The 18,076-nt window shown below is 67.9% G+C and carries 18 protein-coding genes, 1 tRNA gene and 1 pseudogene; 11 read left to right on the top strand and 9 right to left on the bottom strand.

What is annotated here, in order from left to right:
• The first annotated feature begins 39 nt into the window (after positions 1-39).
• Positions 40-177, top strand: a complete 138-nt coding sequence (locus tag EP28_RS14305) for a DUF7560 family zinc ribbon protein (RefSeq protein WP_155118497.1) — start codon at positions 40-42, stop codon at positions 175-177.
• A gap of 89 nt (positions 178-266) precedes the next feature.
• On the opposite strand, the gene EP28_RS12950 is transcribed toward EP28_RS14305, so the two are convergent.
• The gene (locus tag EP28_RS12950; protein WP_049984411.1) at positions 267-809 is read right to left on the bottom strand and encodes a CDP-2,3-bis-(O-geranylgeranyl)-sn-glycerol synthase; all 543 of its coding nucleotides are present in this window, start codon (positions 807-809) and stop codon (positions 267-269) included.
• A 208-nt stretch (positions 810-1,017) separates the two neighbouring features.
• Between EP28_RS12950 and EP28_RS14715 the strand changes: the two are divergent.
• Together EP28_RS14715 and EP28_RS12940 are read left to right on the top strand one after the other, a co-directional pair.
• A pseudogene (locus tag EP28_RS14715) lies at positions 1,018-1,206 on the top strand (proline dehydrogenase); the annotation flags it as partial.
• A gap of 121 nt (positions 1,207-1,327) precedes the next feature.
• A complete protein-coding gene (locus tag EP28_RS12940) occupies positions 1,328-2,122 on the top strand; it encodes a DUF502 domain-containing protein (protein ID WP_049984409.1) in 795 nt (264 codons plus the stop codon).
• Between the two features lie 78 nt (positions 2,123-2,200).
• Here EP28_RS12940 and EP28_RS12935 read toward each other — a convergent pair whose 3' ends face one another.
• From EP28_RS12935 to EP28_RS12925, 3 genes are all read right to left on the bottom strand, one after another.
• Complete coding sequence (locus EP28_RS12935; protein WP_049984408.1) at positions 2,201-3,130, bottom strand: branched-chain amino acid transaminase; 930 nt, start codon at positions 3,128-3,130, stop codon at positions 2,201-2,203.
• A gap of 140 nt (positions 3,131-3,270) precedes the next feature.
• On the bottom strand, positions 3,271-3,990 hold the full coding sequence (gene ribB / locus EP28_RS12930) for a 3,4-dihydroxy-2-butanone-4-phosphate synthase (RefSeq protein WP_049984407.1): 720 nt from the start codon (positions 3,988-3,990) through the stop codon (positions 3,271-3,273).
• Complete coding sequence (locus EP28_RS12925; RefSeq protein WP_049984406.1) at positions 3,990-4,739, bottom strand: DUF120 domain-containing protein; 750 nt, start codon at positions 4,737-4,739, stop codon at positions 3,990-3,992. The genes ribB and EP28_RS12925 overlap by 1 nt, the downstream gene beginning before the upstream one ends.
• 287 nt (positions 4,740-5,026) lie before the next feature.
• Between EP28_RS12925 and EP28_RS12920 the strand changes: the two genes are divergently transcribed.
• The 5 genes from EP28_RS12920 to EP28_RS12905 all read left to right on the top strand — a co-directional run bounded on the left by EP28_RS12920 (position 5,027) and on the right by EP28_RS12905 (position 8,816).
• Positions 5,027-5,098 (top strand) — tRNA-Ala (locus tag EP28_RS12920).
• A 538-nt stretch (positions 5,099-5,636) separates the two neighbouring features.
• Positions 5,637-6,440: a thermonuclease family protein gene (locus EP28_RS12915; RefSeq protein ID WP_230455365.1), complete on the top strand. Its 804-nt coding sequence runs from the start codon at positions 5,637-5,639 to the stop codon at positions 6,438-6,440.
• Positions 6,441-6,548: 108 nt separating this feature from the next.
• A complete protein-coding gene (locus EP28_RS14685) occupies positions 6,549-6,683 on the top strand; it encodes a hypothetical protein (RefSeq protein ID WP_255358279.1) in 135 nt (44 codons plus the stop codon).
• 90 nt (positions 6,684-6,773) lie between these two features.
• Positions 6,774-8,021 carry an MFS transporter gene (locus tag EP28_RS12910; RefSeq protein WP_049984405.1) on the top strand — a complete coding sequence of 416 codons (1,248 nt, stop codon included), beginning with the start codon at positions 6,774-6,776 and terminating at the stop codon, positions 8,019-8,021.
• 165 nt (positions 8,022-8,186) lie between these two features.
• Positions 8,187-8,816, top strand: coding sequence for a MaoC family dehydratase (locus EP28_RS12905; RefSeq protein WP_049984404.1), 630 nt, complete (start codon positions 8,187-8,189; stop codon positions 8,814-8,816).
• A gap of 27 nt (positions 8,817-8,843) precedes the next feature.
• Here the strand turns inward: EP28_RS12905 and EP28_RS12900 are convergent, their stop codons facing one another.
• The 5 genes from EP28_RS12900 to EP28_RS12880 form a co-directional block, all read right to left on the bottom strand.
• On the bottom strand, positions 8,844-10,145 hold the full coding sequence (locus EP28_RS12900) for a ribonuclease catalytic domain-containing protein (RefSeq protein WP_049984403.1): 1,302 nt from the start codon (positions 10,143-10,145) through the stop codon (positions 8,844-8,846).
• An 81-nt stretch (positions 10,146-10,226) separates the two neighbouring features.
• On the bottom strand, positions 10,227-10,607 hold the full coding sequence (locus tag EP28_RS12895) for a DUF7562 family protein (protein WP_049984402.1): 381 nt from the start codon (positions 10,605-10,607) through the stop codon (positions 10,227-10,229).
• Between the two features lie 97 nt (positions 10,608-10,704).
• Complete coding sequence (gene pheA, locus EP28_RS12890; protein WP_049984401.1) at positions 10,705-11,511, bottom strand: prephenate dehydratase; 807 nt, start codon at positions 11,509-11,511, stop codon at positions 10,705-10,707.
• Positions 11,512-11,621: 110 nt separating this feature from the next.
• Positions 11,622-12,440, bottom strand: coding sequence for a hypothetical protein (locus tag EP28_RS12885; RefSeq protein ID WP_049984400.1), 819 nt, complete (start codon positions 12,438-12,440; stop codon positions 11,622-11,624).
• 162 nt (positions 12,441-12,602) lie between these two features.
• On the bottom strand, positions 12,603-13,121 hold the full coding sequence (locus EP28_RS12880) for a DUF7523 family protein (RefSeq protein WP_049984399.1): 519 nt from the start codon (positions 13,119-13,121) through the stop codon (positions 12,603-12,605).
• A 139-nt stretch (positions 13,122-13,260) separates the two neighbouring features.
• Between EP28_RS12880 and EP28_RS12875 the strand changes: the two genes are divergently transcribed.
• The 3 genes from EP28_RS12875 to EP28_RS12865 all read left to right on the top strand — a co-directional run bounded on the left by EP28_RS12875 (position 13,261) and on the right by EP28_RS12865 (position 18,048).
• Positions 13,261-14,130 carry a CbiX/SirB N-terminal domain-containing protein gene (locus tag EP28_RS12875; protein ID WP_049984398.1) on the top strand — a complete coding sequence of 290 codons (870 nt, stop codon included), beginning with the start codon at positions 13,261-13,263 and terminating at the stop codon, positions 14,128-14,130.
• 2 nt (positions 14,131-14,132) lie between these two features.
• Complete coding sequence (locus EP28_RS12870; protein WP_049984397.1) at positions 14,133-15,383, top strand: DR2241 family protein; 1,251 nt, start codon at positions 14,133-14,135, stop codon at positions 15,381-15,383.
• Between the two features lie 70 nt (positions 15,384-15,453).
• The gene (locus tag EP28_RS12865) at positions 15,454-18,048 is read left to right on the top strand and encodes a DNA topoisomerase I (protein ID WP_049984396.1); all 2,595 of its coding nucleotides are present in this window, start codon (positions 15,454-15,456) and stop codon (positions 18,046-18,048) included.
• The last annotated feature ends 28 nt before the right edge of the window (positions 18,049-18,076 follow it).

Raw genomic sequence — 18,076 nt, 5'->3', positions numbered from 1 at the left:
ATCGTCTGCCGTCGTCTCGGAGAGACGAGAGACCCCGTGCTGACCACTGTCGAATTCACCTGCGCTGACTGCGGCCAGTCCATCGAGGTGAACACGGAGATGCGGGAGACGATCCTTGAGACCGGCTGTCCGGTGTGTACGTCGCCCGCCAGCGGGGACGACTTCGTCGCGGAGTAGCCGCCTCCCCCGATAGGCGCGTCTGCGTCGTCGAATCATTCCGACCCGGTCACCACGGCTCGTTTTCTGTCACCACGGCTCGTTTTCTGTCACCACGGCTCGTTTTTCACTCCGAGCGCGTACGCGCCGACGTTCGTCGCGACGTGGAGCACGGGCGTCATCACGACGACGGCCGCGATCACGGGGAGCGTGAACACGTTCGTCGCCCACGCGGGATCGACGAGGAAGACAAGCGCGAGCGCGCCGACGACGAAGTCGAGCTGGTCGAGACCGGGGAACGCCGCGCCGCGTTCGCGCCCGGACCGTCGCTTGAGAAAGGAGGCACCGATGTCGCCGCACATCGCGCCGAACGCCAGCGCGACCGCGGCGGGGAACTCGAAGCGCGGGAGAGCAACGCCGACCGCGGTGCTCGCGGGGTCGTTGACGGCGTTGAGTACGAGCGCGATAACGACGCCGACGACCGTGCCGACGGCAGTGCCGCGCCACGTTTTCCCGTCGCCGAGCAGCCGCGCCCCGCGCCACTCGCGGCCGCCGTCGATGGGATGACCGCCACCCGCGAGCACCGCGGCGTTGTTCGGGACGTACGCGGGGACCATCGCCCAGAAGGCCGTCGCGACGAGCGAACCGATCATATCCGTGCGTCACTCGGCGGGAGTATATATACCCCGGATCGACGCGCGGAACGGTTAGATCGCCACCGAGCGAACGTGCGAGTATGATCCCGCCCGTCGCCCGTCGCTCCGCCGCCGGCGAGACCGTCCCGGAGGCTCCCCGATCACGCGCGGGCGTGTAACGAAGAACGGCATGGGGGTCATCCTGAACCTGCTCGGCGAGCACTACGCCGACCGGCTCTCCCGGGAGTTCGGGACCGACTACGAGGTACTGATGCTGATGGGCGTGCGCGAGGGGGCTCAACGCGACCGCGCTGCGAGGGGATCGACGTGGCCCAGTACGTGCCGTACGGCGACGTGCCTCTCGTACTTCGCCCGCCGCGTCCGCGAGCGGCGTGCGAATCTGGCGTTCGCCGCGGAGGGTCCTCGGCCGGTGACGTTGCAGTTCGGTCCGCGCCCGATCCGGTCTGCAGTCGGCCGGCGACGCGACTCGTCGTAGAAGCCCTCTTAACCCTCGCCGCCGCATACCGATTCGATAGATGTCCACGTGGAAACGCGACTTCGCCAGCGGTCTCATCGTGCTGGCACCCCTGTTGGTGCTTCTCGTCGTCCTCCAGTGGATCTACCGCTACATCGCTTCGATCCCGCTCATCGACGACCTCCAGCCGGCGATCATCCCCGGGCCGCTCGAACCCGTCTCCCGGGTCATCATCGCGCTCGCCGTGTTCGCGACGGTCGTGCTCGCGGTCGGGTATTTCATGCGGACGACGCTCGGCCGACTCGCTGAGTCGGCGGTCGACGGCGCGATAAACCGCATCCCCGCGCTGCGGGTGGTGTACAACGCCTCGAAGCTCGCGATCGAGACGGCCGTCTCCGGCACGGACGAACTCCAGAGTCCGGTGTACCTGGAGACGTGGCCCGGCATTCGGATGACGGCGTTCCGAACCGGCAAGAAGACGCGAGACGGTAAGATCGTCTTGTTCATGCCGACCGCGCCGAACATCACGACGGGATTCGTCATCGAAGTCGAACCCGAGAAGATAGAAGAGACTGGCGAGACCGTAGAAGAGGGGATGACTCGCGTCCTCTCCGCCGGCTTCGCGGAGTCGGCCCACCAGGTTCCGGTCGAGGAGGCGGCGGCACCCGACGGAACCGTCGGTCGTCCGGGCGGCCTCGGCGACGTCTCCACCGCCGGAACTCCGGGAGACCGCAACCGCCCCGACGGACGTGATCAGGGGACATCCGGCGAGAGCGACGCGGTCGGCGGGAGCAGAGCGTCCGGAGAGGGCAGTGAGGGGGACGGAGCGAGGGGGACCGGCACGGGAGCAGAGTGAGACAGCAAGACAGTACGACAGCAAGACAGTACGACGGTGCCGCGAGCGGTGGGAATCGCCGCTGTCGTGGTCGACCGCCTACAGGTACGTGAACCAGTCGTCGTGGTCGTCGGTGCGCCGTTCGACCAGATCGAAGAAGGCGTCCTGTAGCTCCTCTGTGATCGGTCCACGGGTTCCCGAGCCGATCTCGGTGTCGTCGACGGAGCGGATCGGCGTCACCTCGGCCGCGGAGCCGGTGAAGAACAACTCGTCTGCTGTGTACAGCTGTCCGCGGGAGATGACGGCCTCGTCGTGGACCGCGTAGCCCAGCTCCTCGGCGAGCGTGATGATGGTGTCGCGGGTGATCCCCTCCAAGATCGACTGGGCGGGCCCGGTCGTGTAGATCTCGCCGTCGTTGATCATGAAGATGTTCTCGCCCGGCCCCTCGGCGACATTCCCCTCCTTGTTCAACACGACCGCCTCGACGTAGCCGTTCCGGCGGGCCTCCTCGCCCGCGAGCATGGAGTTAACGTAGAGGCCGGTGGTCTTCACGTTCGTGGGGACCTGCGAGGAGGCGTGTTTCCGCCACGAGGAGACCATCACGTCGACACCGTCGTTGAGCGCCTCCTCGCCGAGGTACGTCCCCCACGGCCACGCCGCGAGCACGACATCGGTCGGACAGTCGGCGGGCGAGACGCCGAGCGAGTCGTACCCGTAGTAGGCGATCGGTCGGATGTAGCCGGACTCTAACTCCTGTCGGTCGAGGAGTTCGAGCGTCGCCTCGGTGAGTTCCTCGCGGGAGTGATCGATGTCCAGATCGTACAGCTTCGCGGAGTCGAACAGGCGGTCGAGGTGCTCGTCCCACCGGAAGATCGCCGTCCCCTCTTCGGTGTCATAACAGCGGACACCCTCGAACACGCCCGTTCCGTAGTGCAGCGCGTGCGTAAGAACGTGCGTGGTCGCGTCCTCCCAGTCGAGGAACTCGCCGTTCTTCCAGATCGTGTCGACATCCATCTCGTCAAATCCCATGTACGAGCGGTCGTGACCTCCGGGCTTAAATCTATGAGAAACGGGCGCTCGGTTTCCGGGTCGACAGATTGGGCCGCCTGCGGCGCGTCCGCACCCCTCTCACGGGCCGGCGCAGGCTGCTCGACGGTCGTGATCACGAATCAGTTCCCGAGCGCGTCGACGAGGTCCGCGCCCTCGACGTAGGGAATCCCGCGCCGCTCGGCGTAGGCGGCGGCGTCAGCGGGCGACAGCGCTGCGCCTGTCTCGTCGTCGAGCATTTCACAGACCACGGCGGCCGGCGCGGCGTCGACTGCCTCGGCCATTGCGAGCCCGAGTTCGGTGTGGCCGGTCCGCCCGGCGAGCCCGTCGCGAGCCCCGCGGAGGACGTGGACGTGGCCCGGGGCGCGGAACTCGGCCGCGAAGTCGTCGGGGCCGTACTCAGCGGGGTCGTCGCCCGCCGCCGCCGCGGCGTTCGCGATCTCGATTATTGTCCGAGCGCGGTCCTCGTCCGTGATCCCCGTGAACGTCTCGCGGTGGTTGACCGGCAGCGAGAACGAGGACCGGTCGTCGTAGGCGGGATCGTCGTCGACGGCGGGGTGATCGAGGGCGTCGGCGAGGAACGGCAGACCGAACGCGTCGGCGACGGGATCGTCGACGGCGACGCAGATCAGCCCGCCGGCGTCGTTTCGCATGTGCGCCACCGCGGCCTCGTCGACCGCACCCGCGGGGTAGACGATGTCTGTCTCCCCTTCGCGGTCCGCGAAGTCGTGGACGCAGACCGGCTCGCCGACGCGGAAGGCGTCGAGCGCGCGGCCGACCGCCGAGCCGTCGGCGGCCGGACGACCAGTGCTCGGACCGTCGGCGTCGGCGTCGACGCGCATCAGGCCACCTCCGTCTCGACGGCAGTTGTCGCCGTGTCGTCCGCCCGCTCGGCCGCAGCCACGCGGATCTCGATTTCGGTCCCGTCGTCGAGCGCGAGGGCGTCGCGGAGGCGTTCCGGCGCGATAAGCTCCAGTTGGTCGTCGTCGTGGTGCGTGCGGTCGGGAACTATCGCGTGAACCTCCTCGTAGCGCTCGTCGCCCGCGACGAGCGTGACACCGTAACACGACGCCGCGCCGTAGGTCCGGTCGTCGTCCTCCCACGCGTCTATCGGCACCGCGTCGATCCCGGTCAGTTCGCCGCGGCGGCGGACGCTCTCCTCGCTCAGGTCGACGTTGAGCGTGCCGGGGAACGGCTCGTAGCCGAGCCGCGATCGGAACTGCTCGGCGTAGCCTGAGAGGGTGATGTAGTGTCGACCCTCCCCCATCCCGCTCGTGACCACGCCGCGGAGGACGAGGTCGACGTCGGTCTCGAAAAGCCGGCGGTAGTCGGCGTACTCCGCGCGCAGCGCCGCCTCGCCCGCCTCGGTGACTCTGACCCACTGGCCGTCGCCGACCACGTCGCGCTCGATGTACCCCGCGGATTCGAGGCTCTGAAGCCGCCGGGAGGCGGTCTGCGTCGAGGCGTCGAGGCGGTCGCCGAGCGCCGCACACGACACCTTCGTCTCAGTTAAGCCGCCGACGAGCCCGACGTGTTTCAGGGCCGCTATCGCGGCCGGGTCGAGGTCCGCCGCCGCCGTCGCTTCTGCCATATCCCGATCTGGGGCCCGCGAACGCAAAAGTGTAACGAATATGGGGAACATCTCAAAATCGTGACGATGTAGTCGACCGCGCCGCCGGAGCCACCCCGGAGACGGCGCGGGTGCGCGACGGTGCGGGATGACGCGGACACACCGCCGACGCTGGACACATAGTGTTCGGTACGGCAGCCACCTAATCCCGTCGGTCTCGGCGACGTGGCGCTGGCGACTGCGAACGACTCGCGTGCCGGTCGAAGAAAGGTAAGGTACAAATACGAACGGCGATTGTTCGACGATGAGGGCTCGTAGATCAGCGGCAGATCGCTTCCTTCGCAAGGAAGAGGCCCGGGGTTCAAATCCCCGCGAGTCCACTCACTTCGTTCGTTCCCTCGCGTGGTCCCGTTCGCTGACGCTCACGGGACCCCCGCGAGTCAATCTGATGATACTCGACTCCGCAGGACCACACAGTCGAGTATCGCGTTCTCTCACGGACGTTTAGCTTCGACATGTATATGGCTACTACCGTCGGCGCTGAGAGAATTCACCGAGAATCCCGGCGCACCCCGACGCCGTCGGGATCGATCCGTAGTAAAACGGGGGTGATTCGGTGATCCAAGCTCACGGACGACCGCGAGCGGCAACTCGAAAGAGCGACCGAGATCGTGGCGAACGGTCCCGACGACGACCCACTGATGAGTTCGTGATCGACGCTGCGCTCGCGCACCTGATTCAGTCAGCGGAACACATCCGCACCGCCCACGACAGGCGGTCGGAGCGCGTCGAACGAGTCTGTGATCTGCCGACACATCGCCTGTGTGGTAGACCCGACGGGTGTCTTTTCGTCGCAGGACGAACGGCGGGTGAACACGGGTCAAACGATTCTTGTGGGTGCAACTGAACCGGAGACGCGTGACCGAGACGCTTGCGGTGCTCGGGATGACGTTGCTCGTCGTCCTCGCCGGCTGTGGCGGGTTCGCAGGACCCGGCGATCAGCCGTCGCCGTCGACCGATGTGGCCGAGCCGACGGATTCCGGCGGACCGGAGACAGGCACCGCGTGGATCGTGACCGTCACGCGGGTGATTGACGGCGACACGATCGAGGTCGTCTTTCCGAACGGCGAGACGGACACCGTCCGGCTGCTGGGCGTCGACACCCCAGAGACGTCTCACGGATCCGTCACTCCGGATGAGTTCGAGGGGATTCCGGACACGGCCGCCGGACGCGATCACCTCTATACGTGGGGACAAAACGCGGCTCAGTACGCGACTGAGACGCTCGCGGGCGAGACGGTCCGGATCGAGACGGACGAGCGCGCCGACCGCCGCGGCGGGTTCGGCCGGCTACTCGCGTACGTGTACCTCGACGGCGAGAACGTCAACGAGCGGCTTCTCGCGAACGGCTACGCGCGGCTGTATGACAGCCAGTTCACCATGCGCGACACGTTCCGTGACGCGGAACGGGACGCACGCGACGGAGCCGTCGGACTGTGGGGATTCGAGGCGTCGAGCGGTTCCGCGCCGGCATCTATAGCCGGTCTTAGCGGTGTCGCCTTCGTGTCACCTTCGCGTCACCTTCGCGTCACCTCTGCGTCACTTCCGCGTCACCTCCACGTTGATCCCCACGGCTCGCCCACCTCACTGGGGGGTTTGGGGTTGTGCTACCTCCGAGGCAATCGCGCGGTTTTCGCGTGGCCCGACTCATCTGATGTGTGAGCAGATCGGCTCGGGACGGGTCCCCTCGCCCTGGCTGGGGGACTCGACGCGCCGACGAACACTGCGCGAGACAGACCCATTATATACTCTCAGTGAATTGGTGCCGCTATGGGCGTCTCAGAGATACTCGAGGGACAGAACCTTACGCATCGCCAGATGGGCGCGATAATGATCGGGTGGCTGGCACTCGTAAGCGTGGTCTCCGTCGGCCTGCTGGTGTACACGTACATCAACTACGTGTAGCTCGGCCGTCCCACGGTGGCCTCGTCCGCCTCGCGGCAACCCCGACGGGAACCCCGGCACCTATCAGCGCCGACGGTAAACGTCGATTCGATGGACACAGCCGAGCGCCGGATCGTCGGCTTCACCGCGGGTGCACACGCGCTGGTTCACACCTACGAACTCTCGATACCAATCTTGCTTACGGTGTGGATAGCGGAGTTCTCCACCACGGCGGCGGCGCTCGGCGGAGTCGTCACGGTCGGCTACGGACTGTTCGGGATCGGGGCGCTCCCCGGCGGGATCCTCGTCGACCGGATCGGCTCGAAGCCGCTCATCCTCGCGTGTCTGAGCGGGATGGCGGGATCGTTTCTCCTCGTGAGCCTCGCTCCGACCCTCGCGGTCCTCACGCTCGCGATCGCCTTGTGGGGCGTCACCGCGAGCGTCTACCACCCGGCGGGACTCGCGCTGATATCGACGTCGGTCGACCAGCGCGGCACCGCGCTCGGGTATCACGGTATCGGCGGGAACCTCGGGATCGCCCTCGGTCCGCTCGCGACCGCGCTCCTCCTCTTGGCCTTCGACTGGGAGGTCGTCGCCGCACTGCTCGCCGTCCCGGCGCTCCTCGTCGCGGGCTACGGCGCGACCCTCGACGTCGGCGGGGAGTCGGCGGCGAGCGGTCGCGGCGACGACGCGCACGCCGACACGACGGCGATGACGCTCGGCAGCGTCGTCGGCGACACGCGGGCGCTCATGGCCGGTGGGTTCGTGCTCGTGCTGGCGTTCGCCGTGTCGAGCGGCCTCTACTATCGGACGTTCCTCACCTTCCTCCCGGATCTGCTCGGAGACGTGCTCTCGGGGCTCGTCGACGTACAGCTTATCGACCCCGAGAGCCCCTACGCCGAGGAGTTCGACCTCGCGCGGTACCTGTACGTCGCCGTCCTCACCGTCGGGGTGTTCGGCCAGTACCTCGGCGGGCGCATCGCCGACCGGGTCCGCCCCGAACGCGGGCTGATCGGTCTCATGTCCGTGCTGGCCGTGCTCGCGCTGCTTTTCGCTCCCGCGAGTGAGACCACTGCGATGTTCCTCGCGGTCTCGCTGCTCCTCGGCGTCGCGCTGTTCACCGTCCAACCGCTCTCGCAGGCGACCGTCGCCGCCTACTCGCCGCCCGACGCCCGCGGGCTCTCCTTCGGCTTCACCTACCTCGCCATCTTCGGGGTCGGGTCGCTCGGCGCGGCGCTCGCCGGGACGGTCCTGACCAGAGCCGGCTCGGACGAGTTGTTCGTCGTGCTGGCCGGGATCGCGACTGTCGGCGCGCTCTGTGCGACCGCGATCGTGCGGTTCGCGACACGACGGGACTGATCCCGACACTGGACTGCGCCTCCGGAACTGGACTGCGCCTCCGGAACTGGACTGCGCCTCCGGAACTGACAGCCCGGCCGCGTCGACGAGTCTGTGATCGCGGACGAACCGACGGCTCGGGCGTGCGAACGCAACCCTCTTTTGACGCTTCGCCGTCGCGAGCGTATGGGACGAGAGACCGAGACGCACGATCGGAGCGGGTCGAACGGGACAGCGACACCGGACGCGGGGACACCAGTGACGGACGGCGGCACGGAGCGCCGGCTCGTCGCCGGATGGGAGGGCCGGTACTACGAGGATTTCACGGTCGGCGACGTCTACAAACACCCCTACGGGCGGACCGTGACCGAGACGGACAACGTCTGGTTCACGAACCTGTCGATGAACCTCAATCCGATGCACTTCAACGAGGCGTACGCCGCGGAGACGGAGTTCGGCGAGCGCCTCGTCGACGGCACCTTCGTCATCGCGCTCGCGGTCGGCATGAGCGTCATCGACGTGAGTGCGAACGCGACGGCGAACCTCGGTTACGACGACATCCGCCACCATGAGCCCGTCTTCCACGGCGACACAATCTTCGCGGAGTCGGAGGTGCTCGAAAAGCGGGAGTCGTCCTCGCGCGACCACGTCGGCATCGTCACCACCGGGCTGCGCGCGTACAACCAGGACGGCGACCTCGTGCTCTCCGTAGAGCGCACGGTGATGGTTCTGAAACGGTCGCACGCGGAGCCGAGCGCGGCGCAGCCGACCGGATGGCCGGAGGGCATCGGCACGCAGCCGGAGGACCTGAGCTGAACGGGTCGGGCCGTAGCGCGAGCCGACTCAGGCCGTGTGTTTCGCCTCTTCGGGGTCCTCGACGACCTCAACGCCGCGGTTGTTCACCGCATGCGGGTCGAGCCCCTCCTCTTGGAGGAACTGCTTGTAGAGCCGCTCTGCGGTCTCGCCGTCTTTCTGTTTGTCGCTGGCGTGGTCACAGAGTTCGAGGAGGTTCTCCGGCACGTCGTTCTCGTGGACGATCCAGTGGTTGATCGTGTCCGACAGGCGACGGATGGGCGAGGTGAAGTGGCCGTAGATGTCGAAGTTGAGCGCGTGGTGGCCGCCGAACGGGTCGTTCATGTACTTCGCGCGGGGCATCACCTTCAGCACCGCTCGCTGGATCTTGTTGAGTTGGCGGCCGGGAGAGGTTTCCAACGCGGCGTTGACCGCCTTCCGCGGGTCGTCGCCCCACGCGTCGCCGGGGATCGAGACGCCGTCGAGTTCTTGGATCTCTTTTAGCGCCTCGTTCCACTGGTCGGGCGTCGGCTGCGGGTGGACGCGGTACATCGCCTCGACGCCGCGGTCCCACATCAGGGTGTGTGTCACCGCCTTGTTCGCCTTCAGCATCGACTCTTCGATGATGGTGTGCGCGCGGTCGCGGCTCGGGTTCAACACGAGCGAGCCGTCAGCCTTGCGCTGTTCGTGCATCTGGTCCGCCAGTTCGTACGCGAGTGCGTTCTCCTCGCCGAGCGGGAGCGAGGGGTCTTCGAGCCGCTCCTCGCACTCGTTGTAGGTGAGTCGCTCGTCGGAGTTGATCACCGACTTGTAGATCTCGATGTCCTCGAACGACAGCGTCTCCTCGTCGATCTCCATCTCCACCGTGTGCGCGAGCCGGTCCTCGTTCGGGACGAGAGAACACACGGTCTCCGCGAGCACGGGCGGAAGCATGTGGATCGTGTAATCGGGGAGGTACACCGTGTTCGCGCGCTCGACCGCCTCCTCCCACATCGCGGTGTCGGGCGTGACGTAGTGGGTGACGTCGGCGATGTGGACCCACAGCCGGTAGGCGTCGTCCTCCCGCTCGATGGAGATGGCGTCGTCGAAGTCCTGGGCGTCGACCGGGTCCGTCGTCCACGTTGTGAGGTCACGGAGGTCCTCCCGTTCGTCGATCTCAGCTTCGATCTCCTCGTACACGTCTTCGGTCCGAGCCTCCGCCTCGCGGAGCACCTCGTTCGGGAACGCGTCACGGATCTCGAACTCCTCGAACAGCTCCTCGCGTTTCTCGGCGAGTTGATCGGCGAGCGCCGGCGTGATCGTCACGGGGCCTTGGTCCTCGGCGGACCCGGGTTTCGGCTCGTCTGCAGTCATACGGCGACTAACGCGCGTGCGTTAGAAAGGCCTGTCGGGGGACCGACGACGGCGTCGTCGATCACGGTCACCAGCTCCGGCCTAGCGGTCTCGGTCGGTACGCTCTGAGGTATCGTCCGATGAGTCGGCGTCGCCGTACGCGTCCGGCTCGCCGAGCGTGTCGGTCGTCGAGCCGCCCGCGTCCGGCGCGTCCGCCTCGACGGCGTCGGCGTACCGGCCGAGGAACTCCTCGCGCGAGAGGCCGTCGGACTCGATGGAGAGGATCAGCGATTCGAGCCCGTCGCGCGGCTGGTGACAGATGTCGTCGTCGCAGTCGGTACAGAGGTACTCGAACTCCTTGTCGCGCCGGCTCCAGCGGTCGCCCTCCTTGTCGTACTCGCGCGCGTCCTCGCGTAGCACCGAGTCCCCACACGCGATGCAGATCACCGTCCGCCGGTCCCGGTTTCTCCGGGCTCGCCACATACGGATAGCCTCGGTCCCGCCGTACTTAGCATTTGGTGCGCGGCTGACGTCCGTCCGACGGTCCGGCGGGCGACCCCGCGGCCGGCTTGCGCTCAGGCTACTCCAAGACGTGTTCGGTATCGTACGACCCGAGCACGCGAACCCACCCGTTGTCGGCGATCGCCTCGACGTCGTCGACGGCCTGACGCATGTGTTCCTCGTAGAGCCCGGCGTCGACGTCGAAGTGGAACAGGTAGTCGCCGAGGCGCTCGCCGCTCGGCCGCGACTCGATCCGCGAGAGGTTGAGGTTGCGGTCGGCGAACGCCTCCAAGAGTTCTAAGAGGAGCCCGGGGTAGTTCGCGTTCGGGTAGACGATCAGGGTGGTCTTGCCGCCGGCGTCGGACCGGGCGGACGCAGGCGCGACCACGAGGAACCGCGTCGCGTTCGAGGTGCGGTCCTGGATGTCCTCGGCGAGGATCTCGAGGTCGTCGCCGGCGTTGTCGGGGTGACCGATCCCGGCGACGCGGGCGTCCTCACGCGCTCGCTCGACGCCGCGGGCGGTCGAGGCGACCGCTTCGAGGCCGGCGTCCGGGTGTTCCGCTTCCAGCCAGTTGCGGCACTGCGCGAGCGCCTGCGAGTGGCTGGCGACGACATCGAACTCCGGTCCCTGCGCGAGAAGGGCGTGGCGGATCGGCGTGACGACCTCGCGGGTGACCGCGACGTCGTGGTCGGCTAAGGCGTCGAGGCTCTCGGTGACGGACCCTTCGATGCTGTTCTCGATCGGGACGACACCGCGTTCGAACTCGCCGGACGCGACCGCGTCGACGATGGCGGTGACGGATTCGCGGAACGACACCTCGGTGGCGACGGCTCGCGCCGCGCGGTGTGAGTACGTCCCGGCGGGACCGAGCGTGACGGCGTTCATCGACCGCACCAAGACGGTCACCGCTGAAAAGCGTGCGGGTGCGCGAAAACGACAGGCCGTGAGTGTCGCGTCAGGCGACGAACCTCCGCATCAGGCGACGAACTTCCGCATCAGGCGACGAACTCCGCGTCGTCGAGAAGCTCTCGTTTCGCGCGTTTGATCTCCGGTCCTTCCGGAACCAGTCCCGGCACCGTGGTGTCGTCGTCGTCGAAGCGGTTCGGGTCGGGGACAAGCGGGCCGAGGTACTCGGAGAACACCGATCCCCGTCGACCGGTGACGTACATGAATCCGCCGTGTTTTCGCTCCTCGAAGGGCGTCGTGTCCGGGTCCGGGACGGTGTCGCGGACGTGATGAATCCGATCGCGGATGTACTCGGCCGCCTGCCGTTGCGAGTACTGGCACTCCGCGAAGTACCGCTCGTGGTGGTCCGTAGTGAGGTTCGTGTCGGCGTGCCGGGGCGACTCGTAGTGCACGACGTCGCCGCCGACTTCCCCGACGGCGAAGCTAAGCGTCACGGTGAAACAGTCCGGATACCGGAGAATTCCCAAGAGAAACATCTCGTCGTCGAGCGTCAGCCGCTCTTGTAGCCGATAGTAACACTCCAGGTAGTACACCGCGAGGGCACCGACCCAGTCGTCGCGCTCGCCGCGGAGGTACGCGTCCGCGACCTCGCGGTAGTCCTCGCCGGTGAGCTGTCGAAGGCGGTGCTCGAACGCGCGGTGCATCTCGTCGAGTTCGACGCCATAGGCCTCGGTGAGCGGGAGGTCCGGGTCGGCGAGCAGTTCGCTCCGGCGAACGCTGGCGTCTGCAAAACTCATGATGTGGTCGCGAAGCGTTCGTTCGGCGTCGACGTTTGGGAGTGGGATCCGGACCGCCCGGTCGTAGAGGATAGTTGCGCCATCTTCCCAACGACGCCGACGTGTGTCCATCAGTACCCGTTATATGATACACATTAATAAATTGAGTAGTCGTGCGTCGTGCCATGATGTGTCGCGATCGCGGGCCGCGTTCGGGTCCGCGCTTGCCCGCCGACGGGTCGATCAGACGTCCGGGGTCGAGTCGGCCGCCTCGCCCGTCGTCGGGAGTTCGATTCACCCCTCGCTCGGGACGGCCGCCAGGGCGCTCTCGACGATCCGCACCGCCGTCGGGCCGTCGCGACGCTCCACGGCGACAACGAGTGAGTCACCGACGACGGCGGCGGCAGCGGGCCGAACGTCCGCGGCGGCGAGGCGGCGGAGAGCCGTCGCGAGCGCCGCCGCGTCGACATCGCCCGTCGCGAGGATCGCGGTCTGCGAGCCGCCGTCCGCGAGAGCAACGTCGCCGAGGCGGAGGAGTGCGTCCGTCGGCCGCTCCTCGCCGTCGTAATCGTGGACTACCGTCACTCCGCTCTGCATCGAGACGGTGACGTCGCGCGCCGCGGTCTCGTAGGCGGGAAGCTCCGTTCGGAACCGGCGGATCGCGGTTGCGACGGCGTCGGCGTCGCCGTCGAGGTCGGCGTCGGCCGCGAGCCACGCGGCGGCGGCGCTGTGGTTCACCACGCCGGCACGGAGCGCGTCGCGGAGGAACGGCCGTTCTCGAACCGCCTCGCGCGCGTCTGCTGCGAGCGACATGGTGGTCGCTCCGCGCCGACGGACATGGCCGTTTCGGTCACGGAGGGGGGTGGCGGACCCGCCGAATGCGCGGCGAAGCGGATTCCCGCGCCTTCGCACGCTCCGAAGTCCCTAAGAGCGGCGCGCCCCCAGCACGGGTATGCAGTCGCTCGTCATCGTCGCACACGGCTCGCACTTGAATCCGGAGTCGAGCGCGCCGACGTACGACCACGCGGACACGATCCGCGCGACCGGCGCGTTCGACGAGGTGAAGACCGGGTTCTGGAAGGAGGAGCCGCACTTCCGGGAGGTGCTCCGGACCGTCGAGGGCGACGAGGTGTACGTCGTCCCGCTTTTCGTCTCCGAGGGGTACTTCACGGAGCAGGTGATCCCTCGCGAGCTTCGGCTCGACGGGTGGGACGTCTCGGCGTGGGGCTCCGACGGCCTCTCCGCCGATCAGGCCACGCTCGTCGCCGAGGACATCGACCGCGCGGTCCACTACTGCGGTCCGGTGGGGACACACCGCGCGATGACGGACGTGATCGTCCGGCGCGCGGAGTCGGTCACCGACGACCCCGACGTGAGCGACGGATTCGGACTGGCGGTGGTCGGCCACGGCACCGAGCGAAACGAGAACTCGGCGAAGGCGATCGAGTACCACGCCGACCGAATCCGCGAGCGCGACCGCTTCGACGAGGTGAAGGCGCTGTACATGGACGAGGACCCTGAGGTCGACGACCTCCCTGACTTCTTCGAGAGCGACGACGTCGTCTTGGTCCCGCTTTTCATCGCCGACGGCTACCACACCCAAGAGGACATCCCCGAGGACGTCGGACTCTGTGAGGACCACACGGAGGGGTACGACGTGCCGACCGCGGTCGAGGACACGCGGATCTGGTACGCTGGCGCGGTGGGCACGGAGCCGCTCATGGCCGACGTGATACTGGAGCGCGCCGCCGACGCCGGGGCCGACCTCGGCACCGCGCTCGACGACGTGCGCGAGACGACCCGCGTCGCCACGGGTGACTGACCGTGGCGGACCACTCTCCCGACGCGGCCCGCGAGACGGACGACCCGGCGGCGGCCGAGGCGTCACTGGTCGGCTCTGAGACCGCCGTCCCCGATATCGACCTCCCGAGCGACGCCTTCGACGCCGTCCTCGACGCGCTCGAAGAGCGCACCGACTCCGACGAGGGAGCGCCCGAACCGGTCCGGTTCGAGGGATTCGCCGTCGCGGTCTCGGGCGTCGTCGCCCCCGGCGACGCCGACGCCCGCTACGTCGTCGACCCCGCGGGCGACGACGCCCGAACGGGCCTCTCCGAGCGCGAGCTTCACGCGGCGCTCGCCGAGCGCGCCCCCGCGGTCACGGACTGGTACGTCTTCGAGCACGTCGTCGGCGAGTTCGGTCCCCGGCGCGCGTTTCTCCGCTGGATCGAGGACGCCGACGGCGCGACCGTCGCGGCTCGGTACGCCGCGCTCGCGGAGGGAGTCGAGCGCGCGTGGGGGGAACTGGTGATCACGGCTCGGGTCACCGATCGCGGCGAGCGCCGGTACGACGTGCGGCACGCCGACGACGTCGGCGTTCCGGTCGAGGAGCTGGACGCCCACGACGACCCGCTCGACGCCCGCGAGATCGTGAAACTGGACGAGAGGGGACGCTACCGCCCGCTCAAGACCGCTCCCACGCTGCGGGGCGGGTGGGTGTTCGCCGATCTGGGGCCGAGAGACGCCTACGAGGTCGTCGAGACGGTCTATCCCGCGACGGTCGCCAACTGGCATCGCGAGCGCGAGGGCGACCTCGACGTGACTCACTGGCGCGAGACGATGGAGCGGCAGTCGGGCATCTACGGCGTGGTCAAGACGTGGGACCGCGGCGAGGGCCACGAGCACGTCAACTGGGTCGCGGAGGCGTGCTGTGACGACTCGCAGTGTCTCAAGCGGCGCGAGTGGGAGTACGACGACGACGCCGACCTCGACGTGGACGGCGGCGACGGCGTCTTCCCCTGCCGCGAGCCCTGCTCGGTCGTCGTGAGCGCCGCGCGCAAGTGGACCAGACTGGAGAGCGAGCAGCCCCGGACCTACGAGTTCGATCTGACGCCGAGCGAGAAAGAGCAGGTCGAAGCGATCATCGACGCGGTCGCCGACGGCCGGATAGACGAGATCCGCGAGGCCGACACGAAGGAGGGCGCGAACCGGTACCGGGCGCGGTTCCTCCGCGCCAAGCGGTTCGACGACGAGGGGAACCTCGGCGGCGTGCCGACCGACGAGGACGCAGAGGAGTAGAATCCTCGCACGCGCGATCTTACGCTGTGTCACGAAACCTTTAGACGCAGGACCGGCGTATCTCGGCGCAATGAGTCGCGGCCCCGAACTGATAATCACGGAGAAAGACAACGCCGCCCGGCGCATCGCCGACATTCTGAGCGGCGAGTCCGCGACGACGGAGCGGCAGAACGACGTGAACGTCTATAAGTGGGGCGGCAAGCGCTGTATCGGCCTCTCCGGGCACGTCGTCGGCGTCGACTTCCCGCCGGAGTACAACGACTGGCGCGACGTGGAGCCGGTCGAGCTGATCGACGCCCCGACGACGAAGCAACCCACCCAAGAGGGGATCGTCGCGGCTCTCCGCACGCTCGCGCGCAACGCCTCTCGGGTGACGATCGCGACCGACTACGACCGCGAGGGCGAACTCATCGGCAAGGAGGCGTACGAGCTGGTCCGCGAGGTCAACGAGGACGCGCCGATCGACCGCGTCCGGTTCTCGTCGATCACGGAAAACGAGGTGCGGGAGGCGTTCGCGAACCCCGACGACCTGGACTTCGATCTCGCCGCCGCCGGGGAGGCCCGACAGGTGATCGACCTCACGTGGGGCGCGGCGCTCACCCGATTCCTCTCGCTTTCCGCCCGCCAGCTCGGCGACGACTTCATCTCCGTCGGCCGGGTGCAGGGACCGACGCTCAAGCTGATCGTCGACCGCGAACGCGAGATACAGGCGTTCGACCCCGAGTCCTACTGGGAGCTGTACGGGAACCTGACCAAGTCCGGCGGCGACCCCTTCGAGGCGCGCTACTTCTACCTGAACGACGAGGGCAACGAGGCCGAGCGGGTCTGGGACGGGGACGCGGCCGAGATCCTGACGGAGGCGCTTGACGCGGCCCAGGCGGCCGTCGTCGACGACGTGACCCGCCGGACCCAGACTGACGATCCGCCGACACCGTTCAACACCACGGCGTTCATCCGCGCTGCGGGCTCGCTCGGCTACTCCGCCCAGCGCGCGATGTCGCTCGCGGAGGACCTGTACACCGACGGCTACCTCACGTACCCGCGGACGGACAACACGGTGTACCCCGAGGACTTGGAGCCCCGAGAACTCCTCGACGACCTCGCTGCCGCCTCGACGTTCGGCGAGGATGCGGCGAGCCTGCTGGAACTAGATGAGATAGAACCAACTGAGGGCGACGAGGAGACGACGGACCACCCCCCTATCCACCCCACCGGCGAGATCCCTTCAGCGTCGGACCTCTCAGAGGACGAGTGGGAGGTGTACGAGCTCGTCGTGCGGCGGTTCCTCGCGACCTGCGCCGAGCCCGCGACGTGGGAGCGGCTGCGCGTCGTCGCGCTTGCGAACGGGGAGGCGACGCCGATCGCCGAGCGCGCGGACGGGATCGCCGCGCTCCGGAATCCCGCGGACGCAGACGGGCCGGCCGACCTCGTCGCCGACGGTGGCCTCCGGCTGAAGGCGAACGGGAAGCGCCTGCTCTCTGCCGGCTACCACGAGGTCTACCCGTACCGCTCCAGCGACGAGCGGATCGTCCCCGACGTGGCGGTCGGCGAGACGCTCGCGCTCGACGAGCGGCACACCGAGGCCAAAGAGACCCAGCCGCCGCGCCGCTACGGCCAGTCGCGGCTCATCGAGGAGATGGAAAAGCGCGGCGTCGGCACCAAGGCGACCCGGCACCGCACCTTAGAGAAGCTCTACGACCGCAACTACATCGAGAGCGACCCGCCGCGCCCGACCCGGCTCGCGGAGGCGGTCGTCGAGGCCGCTGAGGAGTTCGCCGAACACGTCGTGAGCGAGGAGATGACCGCCCAACTGGAACAGGACATGCAGGCGATCGCGGCCGGCGAGAAGGAGTACGAGGAAGTGACTGCGGAGTCGCGAGAGCTGCTCGAACGCGTGTTCGACGATCTCACCGAGTCGCGGGAGGCGGTCGGCGAGCACCTCCAGAAGTCGCTGAAGGCTGACAAGACGCTCGGCCCCTGCCCCGAGTGTGGCTCGGACCTGCTCGTTCGGAAGTCCAGGCAGGGGTCGTACTTCGTGGGCTGTGACGGCTATCCCGACTGCGAGTACACCCTGCCGCTCCCCTCGACGGGCAAACCGCTCATCCTCGACGAGACCTGCGAGGAGCACGACCTCAGGCACGTGAAGATGCTCGCCGGGCGGAAGACGTTCGTCCACGGCTGTCCGCAGTGCAAGGCCGACGAGGCGGACGAACAGGAGGACGAGGTGATTGGCACGTGTCCCGACTGCGGCGACGAGCACGGGGGGAAGCTGGCGATCAAGCGGCTTCGCTCCGGCTCCCGGCTTGTGGGCTGTACGCGTTACCCCGACTGTGACTACTCGCTGCCGCTTCCCCGCCGCGGCGAGATCGAAGTCACGGACGAGACCTGCGAGGAACACGACCTCCCGCACCTCCGCGTCCACTCGGGCGACGAGCCGTGGGAGCTGGGCTGTCCGATCTGCAACTACCGGGAGTTCACGGCCCGACAGGAGGGGTCCGAGCTACAGGCCGTCGAGGGGATAGGCGAGAAGACGGCCGCGAAGCTGCAGGCGGCTGGGGTCGCCGGCGTCGACGACCTCAAGTCGGTTGATCCGGACGAACTCGCGGCCGACGTCGACGGCGTCGGCCCCGACACGGTCCGCGACTGGCAGGCGAACGCCGACTGACGCGGCGATCGAACGGCTCCGTCGGCGA

The sequence above is a fragment of the Halorubrum sp. BV1 genome (assembly GCF_000746205.1).
Taxonomy (GTDB): Archaea; Halobacteriota; Halobacteria; order Halobacteriales; family Haloferacaceae; genus Halorubrum.
Note: the sequence above shows the minus strand (reverse complement) of the source record. Positions and strands in the feature narration are given on the sequence as shown.

Bases quoted from the DNA above. Each gene is read 5' to 3' on its own strand.
- EP28_RS12950 (WP_049984411.1), bottom strand. From the start codon at position 809: ATGATCGGTTCGCTCGTCGCGACGGCCTTCTGGGCGATGGTCCCCGCG.
- EP28_RS12940 (WP_049984409.1), top strand. From the start codon at position 1,328: ATGTCCACGTGGAAACGCGACTTCGCCAGCGGTCTCATCGTGCTGGCA.
- EP28_RS12935 (WP_049984408.1), bottom strand. From the start codon at position 3,130: ATGGGATTTGACGAGATGGATGTCGACACGATCTGGAAGAACGGCGAG.
- ribB (WP_049984407.1), bottom strand. From the start codon at position 3,990: ATGCGCGTCGACGCCGACGCCGACGGTCCGAGCACTGGTCGTCCGGCC.
- EP28_RS12925 (WP_049984406.1), bottom strand. From the start codon at position 4,739: ATGGCAGAAGCGACGGCGGCGGCGGACCTCGACCCGGCCGCGATAGCG.
- EP28_RS14685 (WP_255358279.1), top strand. From the start codon at position 6,549: ATGGGCGTCTCAGAGATACTCGAGGGACAGAACCTTACGCATCGCCAG.
- EP28_RS12910 (WP_049984405.1), top strand. From the start codon at position 6,774: ATGGACACAGCCGAGCGCCGGATCGTCGGCTTCACCGCGGGTGCACAC.
- EP28_RS12905 (WP_049984404.1), top strand. From the start codon at position 8,187: ATGGGACGAGAGACCGAGACGCACGATCGGAGCGGGTCGAACGGGACA.
- EP28_RS12900 (WP_049984403.1), bottom strand. From the start codon at position 10,145: ATGACTGCAGACGAGCCGAAACCCGGGTCCGCCGAGGACCAAGGCCCC.
- EP28_RS12895 (WP_049984402.1), bottom strand. From the start codon at position 10,607: ATGTGGCGAGCCCGGAGAAACCGGGACCGGCGGACGGTGATCTGCATC.
- pheA (WP_049984401.1), bottom strand. From the start codon at position 11,511: ATGAACGCCGTCACGCTCGGTCCCGCCGGGACGTACTCACACCGCGCG.
- EP28_RS12885 (WP_049984400.1), bottom strand. From the start codon at position 12,440: ATGGACACACGTCGGCGTCGTTGGGAAGATGGCGCAACTATCCTCTAC.
- EP28_RS12880 (WP_049984399.1), bottom strand. From the start codon at position 13,121: ATGTCGCTCGCAGCAGACGCGCGCGAGGCGGTTCGAGAACGGCCGTTC.
- EP28_RS12875 (WP_049984398.1), top strand. From the start codon at position 13,261: ATGCAGTCGCTCGTCATCGTCGCACACGGCTCGCACTTGAATCCGGAG.
- EP28_RS12865 (WP_049984396.1), top strand. From the start codon at position 15,454: ATGAGTCGCGGCCCCGAACTGATAATCACGGAGAAAGACAACGCCGCC.